At 63.0% G+C, this 8,037-nt stretch carries 9 protein-coding genes and 3 pseudogenes; 8 read left to right on the top strand and 4 right to left on the bottom strand.

Translation table 11 applies throughout. From position 1 onward, the window contains the following. Together EP26_RS37790 and EP26_RS26890 are read left to right on the top strand one after the other, a co-directional pair. A pseudogene (locus EP26_RS37790) lies at nucleotides 1–264 on the top strand (hypothetical protein); the annotation flags it as partial. 3 nt (nucleotides 265–267) lie between these two features. Further along, nucleotides 268–927, top strand: a complete 660-nt coding sequence (locus tag EP26_RS26890) for a substrate-binding domain-containing protein (protein WP_281177128.1) — start codon at nucleotides 268–270, stop codon at nucleotides 925–927. Between the two features lie 27 nt (nucleotides 928–954). On the opposite strand, the gene EP26_RS36455 is transcribed toward EP26_RS26890, so the two are convergent. Beyond that, nucleotides 955–1,446: a hypothetical protein gene (locus EP26_RS36455; RefSeq protein ID WP_169747505.1), complete on the bottom strand. Its 492-nt coding sequence runs from the start codon at nucleotides 1,444–1,446 to the stop codon at nucleotides 955–957. Between the two features lie 264 nt (nucleotides 1,447–1,710). Next, the gene (locus tag EP26_RS26880; protein ID WP_043343512.1) at nucleotides 1,711–1,977 is read right to left on the bottom strand and encodes a hypothetical protein; all 267 of its coding nucleotides are present in this window, start codon (nucleotides 1,975–1,977) and stop codon (nucleotides 1,711–1,713) included. Nucleotides 1,978–2,550: 573 nt separating this feature from the next. Between EP26_RS26880 and EP26_RS26875 the strand changes: the two genes are divergently transcribed. The 4 genes and pseudogenes from EP26_RS26875 to EP26_RS38740 all read left to right on the top strand — a co-directional run bounded on the left by EP26_RS26875 (nucleotide 2,551) and on the right by EP26_RS38740 (nucleotide 5,772). After that, on the top strand, nucleotides 2,551–3,321 hold the full coding sequence (locus EP26_RS26875; RefSeq protein ID WP_211259573.1) for an alpha/beta fold hydrolase: 771 nt from the start codon (nucleotides 2,551–2,553) through the stop codon (nucleotides 3,319–3,321). A 4-nt stretch (nucleotides 3,322–3,325) separates the two neighbouring features. Further along, nucleotides 3,326–5,002: a PAS domain-containing hybrid sensor histidine kinase/response regulator gene (locus tag EP26_RS26870; RefSeq protein WP_211259572.1), complete on the top strand. Its 1,677-nt coding sequence runs from the start codon at nucleotides 3,326–3,328 to the stop codon at nucleotides 5,000–5,002. A gap of 109 nt (nucleotides 5,003–5,111) precedes the next feature. Further along, a pseudogene (locus tag EP26_RS38745) lies at nucleotides 5,112–5,552 on the top strand (SDR family NAD(P)-dependent oxidoreductase); the annotation flags it as partial. 118 nt (nucleotides 5,553–5,670) lie between these two features. Further along, nucleotides 5,671–5,772 (top strand): SDR family oxidoreductase, encoded by a 102-nt coding sequence (locus EP26_RS38740; RefSeq protein WP_408735119.1) that lies wholly within the window; start codon nucleotides 5,671–5,673, stop codon nucleotides 5,770–5,772. Nucleotides 5,773–5,785: 13 nt separating this feature from the next. On the opposite strand, the pseudogene EP26_RS38735 reads toward EP26_RS38740, so the two are convergent. Together EP26_RS38735 and EP26_RS35550 are read right to left on the bottom strand one after the other, a co-directional pair. Beyond that, nucleotides 5,786–5,887: pseudogene (locus tag EP26_RS38735) on the bottom strand (winged helix-turn-helix domain-containing protein); the annotation flags it as partial. Between the two features lie 175 nt (nucleotides 5,888–6,062). After that, complete coding sequence (locus tag EP26_RS35550; RefSeq protein WP_157033828.1) at nucleotides 6,063–6,263, bottom strand: hypothetical protein; 201 nt, start codon at nucleotides 6,261–6,263, stop codon at nucleotides 6,063–6,065. Nucleotides 6,264–6,871: 608 nt separating this feature from the next. Between EP26_RS35550 and EP26_RS26860 the strand changes: the two genes are divergently transcribed. Continuing rightward, complete coding sequence (locus EP26_RS26860; protein WP_043343508.1) at nucleotides 6,872–7,225, top strand: DUF962 domain-containing protein; 354 nt, start codon at nucleotides 6,872–6,874, stop codon at nucleotides 7,223–7,225. Nucleotides 7,226–7,661: 436 nt separating this feature from the next. Beyond that, the gene (locus EP26_RS26855) at nucleotides 7,662–7,871 is read left to right on the top strand and encodes a hypothetical protein (RefSeq protein WP_043343507.1); all 210 of its coding nucleotides are present in this window, start codon (nucleotides 7,662–7,664) and stop codon (nucleotides 7,869–7,871) included. Nucleotides 7,872–8,037: the final 166 nt, after the last annotated feature.

Raw genomic sequence — 8,037 nt, 5'->3', positions numbered from 1 at the left:
GCGACGAGGTACGGGCCATTCTGCGCCGCCTCAACAGCTCAGCTTTACGAATTCAGCCTTATTCACTCATATAGCTTCATGGCCATCCTGCGACGCACGCTCCCGGCGCTTCTCGCCTCGCTCACAGCCTCCTCCCGGCCGGCGCTTGCGCAACCGCAGTCTGCACCTTTCATCACCATCGCCTCCACCACTTCGACCGAGCAGTCCGGCGTGTTCGGCCATATCCTGCCGGCCTTCACCCGGTTCACCGACATCGCCGTGTAGGTTGTGGCGTGTGGCACCGGTCAAGCCCTGGATATTGGCCGTCGAGGCGAAGCAGATGTGGTGATCACACACGATCGGCCGGCGGAGGAGCGATTTGTAGCAGAAGGCTTTGCTGCCCCATGCGGCCGCCGCCCGGTGATGTACAACGACTTTGTTCTAGCCGGTCCAGTAACTGATCCCGCCAATATCCGCGGCCTGCATGACCCGGCGGAGGCGCTCCGCCGCATTGTCGCAGCGCGGGCGCCTTTCATCTCCCGCGGTGACCGTTCTGGGACCTACACCAGAGAGTTGCGGCTTTGGCAGCTGGCAGGGCTGGATCCCGGCGGCGACCGCGGATCCTGGTACCGGACGGTAGGCCAAAGCATGTTGCCGGCCCTCAACACCGCCGCAGCCCAGCAGGCTTACATCCTGACCGATCGCGGCACTTGGACCATCTTCCATAAGGAGTGCGGTCTGGATGTCTTGGTCGAGGGCGACCGGCACCTATACAACCAGTACGGCGTGATGGTGGTAAACCCAGTCCGCTTTCCGCAGGTAAAGATGAAAGCTGGGCAGGCCTTTATGGATTGGGTCACCGGCCCTGTAGGACAGGCTGCTATTGCCTCACACAGGTTCCAGGGAGAACAGCTTTTCGTTCCTAATGCGAGCTCCTTTGATGCTTGATCCGGAGCTCACCAAAGACGTGGAGCCTCAACCTTCCTCCGCCCTCACCACTCGGATGCAGTCCAAGCAGGTTTCGAAGAACAACAAGGTTTGGGTAAGCGGCAGATAGCGACGGCTGCTGCGGCGACCGACATCCGCAATATGATCCTGCCACCAGACGCCCAGATACTGCCGGCGAAACCGAAGATCTCGCCCGAGGAGCGCCGGCGGCGAGATGCTGATCGGCTGGTCATGATCCGGCTGAAGATGGCGATCGGCCGCGAGTTGGATGAGCGGGGCATCACCAAGCCCGCCGAGATTGGCGCCGCCCTTGGAATGCCGCCAGCTGAGGCGACTGGCTTGCTGAACCGCAAGCAATGGCGCGAGGGCGTTGTCGAACAGCTCGAGGCTGCGGCGGCCCGGTTGGGGTTGCGGGTATCGGAACCAGCAAGTGACGGTTGGCCGAGCTGAACAGCGCCGCTGCTGGTGCGGAACGCTCGCGAACCCGTCCGCCCAGGACGGCGTTGGCGGGCTGTTCATCGAGAAGCTTCCCACTCAAAGCCGCACCCCCAGGCGGCTCAAGGCCGCTCCCCCGGGCGGCCTTTCCTTTGCGCGCGGCATCAAAGGCCGCTCCCGCTCGAACTGGTCCAGTTTGACGCACGTTTCCCACAAAATGGGTGAGAAACATGCGGGCTTTCATCCTGGGCTATTTCAGCATGTCGATGCTGGTCATCGGCTTGTGGGTGCGGCCGCCAGTTGACTGCGACAACCCCGATTAACATGCGGTAAGCGGGAGATCGCAGGTCACTCTCGGAACGGGACGCCGCGGAGCATGGCCTGAGCCCGGTTATGGGCGCGCTCCGTGATCGTCTCAATCATCTCTTGCGCAAACCGCGGCTTGTCCTGGCAGAGTGATTGCTCCGCGGCGGCGACGACGATGATCGCCAGGGTCGTCTCGCAGGTTACGGCTAACTCCCCAATCGAGAGCTTGGCCACAAAGCTTTGCTTCATCATGGTAGTAGCGGCCTCGGCGGCGATCCGGTTCGACGCAACGTGTGGTGCTTCAGCCATGGGTCCATCCCTCCCATAGCCGAGGTTACCGGGCGCCTTCGGGCCGGCATAGGAGAAGCCGCCTTCCATTGTGGCAAGTTCTGCATCACGTGCGGAACGGGGCTTATCGCAAGGGATCGACGGTGCAATGCGCTTGGGGCGTAGCCGCGATGTCCGGCCATTCCCGTAATCGGATCCAGAAGCACCCTTGCCTGCCCTCACCCTATGGCGTGGTTTGGCCGGAAGCGGAATGGCGGCTTACGAGCGGCGAGCGCTGGAAAGCCGACATCAGTCAGCCTGCGGCCGACCGGCGCTTCACGATCCCTCCCGAATCGATTCAAGTTTTCCGAATGCGCTTGAAGATTCACAGGGTCCCTCGGCGACTGGAGGCTGTCTGCCGCGGGATGCTGACGTCCGGCTCGGGAACCGCTTCGGTGGGCCGGTCCGACTCTACCACCCAAATCCGAGTCCTCGGCGTTGCCAATATGGCCGTCCACCTGGGTGCCTGTTGCCCCAGTTCGTTCTGCTGTAGGTAGCCTGCCAGCGGGTATGCTAGCAGGAGGATGCGCATTGTCTGTTTTGCGGCGGCATAACGTGACCGTAAGCGGCTTCGGTGCAAAGGCGATGGTCTTCGCTCACGGCTTCGGTTGTGACCAGAACATGTGGCGCTTCGTCGCGCCAGCATTCGCTGACCGCTACCGGATCGTTCTGTTCGACCATGTGGGCGCAGGCGGGTCCGATCTGTCCGCCTATGATCCGGAAAAATATTCCTCGTTGGATGGATACGCCGAGGACGTGATCGAAATCTGCCGGGAACTGAAGATACAAGGCGGCGTCTTCGTGGGGCACTCCGTGAGTGCCATGATTGGGGTACTGGCCGCTAAGAAAGCTTCCGATCTCTTCGACAGGCTCGTCTTGATCGGCCCGTCACCCAGATACATTGACGACGGAGACTACGTCGGCGGCTTCAGCGAGGGGCAGATCCACGAACTTCTGGATTTCCTGGACAGCAACCATATGGGTTGGTCCCAGGCCATGGCGCCGGTCATCATGGGCAATCCAAACCGCCCCGAGCTGGGCGAGGAGCTGACGAACAGCTTCTGCCGCACGGATCCGGAGATCGCAAAGCGCTTCGCCCGGGCCACCTTCCTCTCCGACAATCGTGCTGATCTGGCCGAGGTGCAGGCCCGCTCGTTGATCCTTCAGTGCTCGGAAGACGTGATCGCCCCACCCTGCGTCGGAGAATACGTTCACCGTGCCATTCCCGGCAGCGAGTTCGTGCTCCTCGACGCCACCGGGCACTGCCCGAACCTGAGCGCCCCCGAGGAGACCATCGCTGCCATGGAAGCCTTTGTCCAAGCCTAGCACCTTGAGCGAAGACATCTCCAGTTCCAAGCCGCAGGACGTTGAGGACCTCGAGGACCTCTTCGAGAACGCCCCCTGTGGCTACCTCTCTGCTGAGCCTGCAGGTCGGATTATCAAGGCCAATCAGACCTTCATTGCATGGACGGGATATGGGCGCGACCAGCTCGTTGGGCGTCGCTTCCAGGATCTTCTGAACATTGCGGGGAAGATCTACTACGAGACCCACTTCGCGCCACTGCTGCGGATGCAGGGCTTCTTCAACGAGGTTGCCCTCGATCTCGTCTGTGCCAACGGCTCACGTCTTCCCGTGCTAGTCAATGCGGTCGAGCGTCGCGACGGTGCCGGGGGGGTGCGGTTCATCCGCGTGACGGTCTTCAACGCCTCTGACCGCAGGCGGTACGAGCAGGAGCTCCTGGATGCGCGCAGGGCCGCCGAAAAGGCTAGCGCTGATCTACGCGAGCTTAACCTTACGCTGGAGGCGCGGATCGAGAAGGCCGTCCAGGAGCGGATGAAGGCCGAGGAGGCGCTGCGCCAGGCCCAGAAGATGGAGGCCGTGGGCCAACTCACGGGCGGCATCGCGCATGACTTCAACAACTTACTGGCCGGGATCATTGGTAGTCTCGAACTGTTGCGGAAACGGGTGGCGCAGGGGAGGATCGGCGAGCTGGAGCGCTACATCATCGCGGCCCAGGGCGCGTCGAAGCGGGCTGCGACGCTGACGCACCGGCTCCTCGCCTTCTCGCGTCGGCAGGCGCTTAATCCCAGGCCCACGGACATCAATCGCCTGGTCGCAGGCATGGAGGATCTGATCCGCCGTACCATGGGACCGGCCGTGGTGGTGGAGGTGGTGGCGGCAGGCGGGCTCTGGACCACTCTGGTCGACGCAAACCAGTTTGAGAACGCGCTGCTGAACTTGTGCATCAACGCCCGGGACGCCATGCCCAATGGCGGAAAGCTGACGATCGAAACCGGCAACCGCTGGCTCGACGAGCGGGCCGCGCGGGACCGTGACCTGCCTCCCGGCCAGTACGCTTCGCTCTGCGTCAGCGATACCGGCACCGGCATGCCGCCCGAGGTGATCGAACGCGCCTTCGACCCTTTCTTCACCACCAAGCCCATTGGCCAGGGCACAGGTCTGGGCCTCTCCATGATCTACGGGTTTGTTCGTCAGTCCGGCGGCCAGGTTCGCATCTATTCCGAACTGGGCCAGGGCACGACCATGTGTCTGTACCTGTCCCGGCACCTCGGCGAGGCCGAAGCTGCGGAAGCCACGGAGGTCGCCAAGCGGATCGAGGCGCCACGTGCCGAGCAGGGCGAGACCGTGCTGGTGGTCGATGACGAGCCAACCGTGCGGATGCTGGTCACCGAGGTGCTGGAGGAACTCGGCTACACAGCCATTGAGGCCACAGACGGTCCGGCCGGGCTGAGGGTATTGCAGTCCAACGCACGAATCGACCTCCTGGTTACCGATGTCGGCCTGCCCGGCGGCATGAACGGCCGTCAACTCGCCGAGGCAGGACGAGCGGTGCGGCTTGGGCTGAAGGTGCTGTTCATCACGGGCTACGCGGAGAATGCCGTGGTCAGCCACGGCCATCTGGAGCCGGGTATGCACATGCTGACCAAGCCATTCGCCATGGACACGCTAGCCAGCCGGATCAAGACCCTCATCAAAGGCGGCTGACACGATCTGGAGCTCCGGCTTCCATCCATTGCAGAAGTCGGCCGACCAAGATCCCTGCATCAACGATGTCTGCTTATGAGTATCGGCGAGATACCCGTTACGGTCTGAGATGGGCGCAGAGCCGACGAGTTCGGACGGTGGCCCGCAATGTCTGCTCACCCACCAACATCAGGGATCGGGCCAGCGAATACCGGGAGCACCTTTGGGCCCAGCAGGTGGTAGCCACGAGCCGTACGGGAGCCAGCTGCCGTTGACTGGCGTTCACTTGTCCCACTGGGGCGCCCCGCAGGTTAGCTGCTGGTCTTGTGTGAGCGGCGATGCGGATCTCGATCCCGCCTGGATGCGCCGCGTTACCGAGGTGAACCTGACCGGCACCATGCTCTGCGCACAGGCCGCCCTGCGCTGCTTTGCAGCAACGAAAGGGGAGGGGCGTTGCATCGTTAACATATCCTCCGTCGCGGCACAGACCGGCAGCCCGGGCGGATACGTGCACTACGCGGCCAGCAAGGCGGCGGTGGAAGCCTTTACGCTGGGACTCGCGCGCGAGATAGCGGCGCAGGGCATCCGCGTGATCGCCGTCGCGCCGGGCACGGTGAACACGAGCATCCACGCTCTAGCCGGAGATCCCGGCCGCCCCACCCGTATTGCGCCCCGTCCCGATGGGACGGGTGGGCGAGCCGGAGGAGATTGCCGAGGCTGTGGCTTGGCTCATCTCTGGCGCCGCCTCCTACACCACTGGCACGGTACTGCGCGTGACGGGCGGGCTCTGACGCGAGCAGACGCCTCGATCTTCTCCCGCAGCCGATAGACATGCGTCTCCAGCGTGTGGGTGGTGATGCCGCTGCTGTAGCCCCAGACCTCGTTCCACAGGACCTGGCGCGGCACCGCTAATCTCAGCGCTGAGCGGGCGCTATTCGGGGCTGCTGGTGGTGCCGATGACAATCGTGCCAGGCACGATGGATGAGGAAGCGCTGGAGCGCGTCACATGTGCGGCGCGGGATTTGACTTGCCTGACCTCGCGCCGCGGAAAATCAGCCGGCATCTCACCGGCGCCATCGGCCTAGACTACTCGGGCCTGCCGCAGCGAGGTTGGCCTATGCTTGTGGAGCGCTGCATCAATGTCGGCGACCCGCTGCTGGGTCAGCTCTAGATAGCGTGTGGGCGGCACTAGGCTGGGGCGCCCGAAAAGGTTGGCGAGCAGTCGCCGGCGGCGCTCGATAGCCTTGGCCCGCAACATCCGAAGATTGTCGTCGCCGTTCATGTTGCTTCCTCCTACCCACAAAGACTTGTGGCTTGGTACGAGGTGCGACCACAGCGCCATTGCTTCAAGACCCGGGCTCCAGCTACGGCAGCCACACCCCGGCCACCGCTTCCTGTCAGTGCATTATGCATGGCGGTTGGACGTAAGCGCATCAGCCCTCCACCATTCGGTCGAGGAAGTCAGCGCCGAGGATGACGGCCACCACCGCAGCTTGCGGCGTGGCGGCAGGAGGAGGCGTCACGGCCAGCTACAGTCGTTACGTAAGCCGGAAGGGGTGACCAAGCGGTGGGAGCCGCCTGTTGCCTGCCGAGGCTGGATGACCCCCTCGCGCCACACTTGCGCAAAGCCACCCTGGACAATGCCGCTGCTGGCGCGGAACGCTCGCAAGCCCGCCCGGCCGGGGCGGCGTTGAGCGAGGGATACCCAAGCGATGCAACAACAGCTCAAGACCGTCTTGCTCCCAGACAGGCGGCCTTCCTCTGCTTGCAGGGCGATTGCGGTAAGATCGGTCAACCTGCGGCAAGCAGGGTGTGACGTTCTCTCATGTGGCCGGCGACTGCACCTTTAAAGCTCTTGGATATGCTGTGTGATTGGCCCAATCTCAGCGCATGGCTGACCGCTTCCGTAGCTTCGAAGAGTTCTGGCCCTTTTATCTCCGAGAGCATGCCAGAGCAGCGACCCGTGCAGTCCATATCGCGGGCACTTGGATAGCCGCGTTTGTGCTGGTGGTCGGTGTGCTCGTGGGGCCTTGGTGGCTGGTATTGCTCGCTCCGGTGGTCGGCTATGGTTGCGCCTGGATCTCGCACCTGTTCATCGAGCGGAACCGACCGGCCACCTTCAGCTACCCAGCTTGGTCGCTGCGCGGCGACCTGCGCCTTGCTTGGCTTGCGGTATTGGGGCAGTTAGGGTCGGAGTTGCGGCGGCACGGTTTAGCTACCCAACGAGCGCGGTCCCAGCACTGAACGTTGGGAGGCCGTGCGGCGGGCACGCTTAAGGAGCGCTGCGCCCGACAGATGACAAGCTTCGGCCGAATCCAACATTTCAGGCAATATGAGTGCGCACTAGTCACTCGACTGGGCTCGATGTTAGGGCGGCCCAGGGGGAGGCATGGTTCGGTTTCCATAGCCGCCCGGGCGCAAAACACTCGTCATTGCTCGCCGGAATACAGAACGAACCAGCGGTATGACATCACGTCGAGACGTGTCCCCGAAGGCCCCAAGGTGAGATCACGTCCGACAGCTCGGCCAGAATGACTACTTGCCCAGCGCTGGGCCTGGCTTAACCTGAGCGGCTCGCCAGGCGCTGGAGTTGGCGAATGTTTCGCCCCTTCTACCCCAAATGTGACCGGAAGTTACAACGGCCAGCTGGGTCATGCGTATCTGTGTCCGGAGGTGGCCTATGACCGATCCTGACGACCGCGAGGGTGGATTTTACTGGATCAGAATTGGCGATCAGGAGCCCGAGGTTGCTCAATGGCAGACCGAGTGGAACCAGTGGCTGGTGACAGGGCGCGAACTGCCCTTGTCGGATCTCCTATCCGAAGAGGTTGTGGTGCTGAGTGAGATGCTGCAGCCACCGGCAACCCCCATCAGCCTTTCGGCAGCATAGCTATAGCCGCCTTGTCAGCCGATTGCGGCGCCGGCATCACATGCGATAAGACCCGCTCAATGCGGCTCTTTGAGCGCGTCCTCGAACCCAACTGTCGCCAAGGTTTGACCCGTGTGATCGGCAATCTCGATCTCGGGTGTAGGGATCAATAGTCGGCCGCCCCGCA

Source organism: Belnapia moabensis DSM 16746, assembly GCF_000745835.1.
Taxonomy (GTDB): domain Bacteria; phylum Pseudomonadota; class Alphaproteobacteria; order Acetobacterales; family Acetobacteraceae; genus Belnapia; species Belnapia moabensis.
This window is presented reverse-complemented; position numbering and strand designations above follow the sequence as displayed.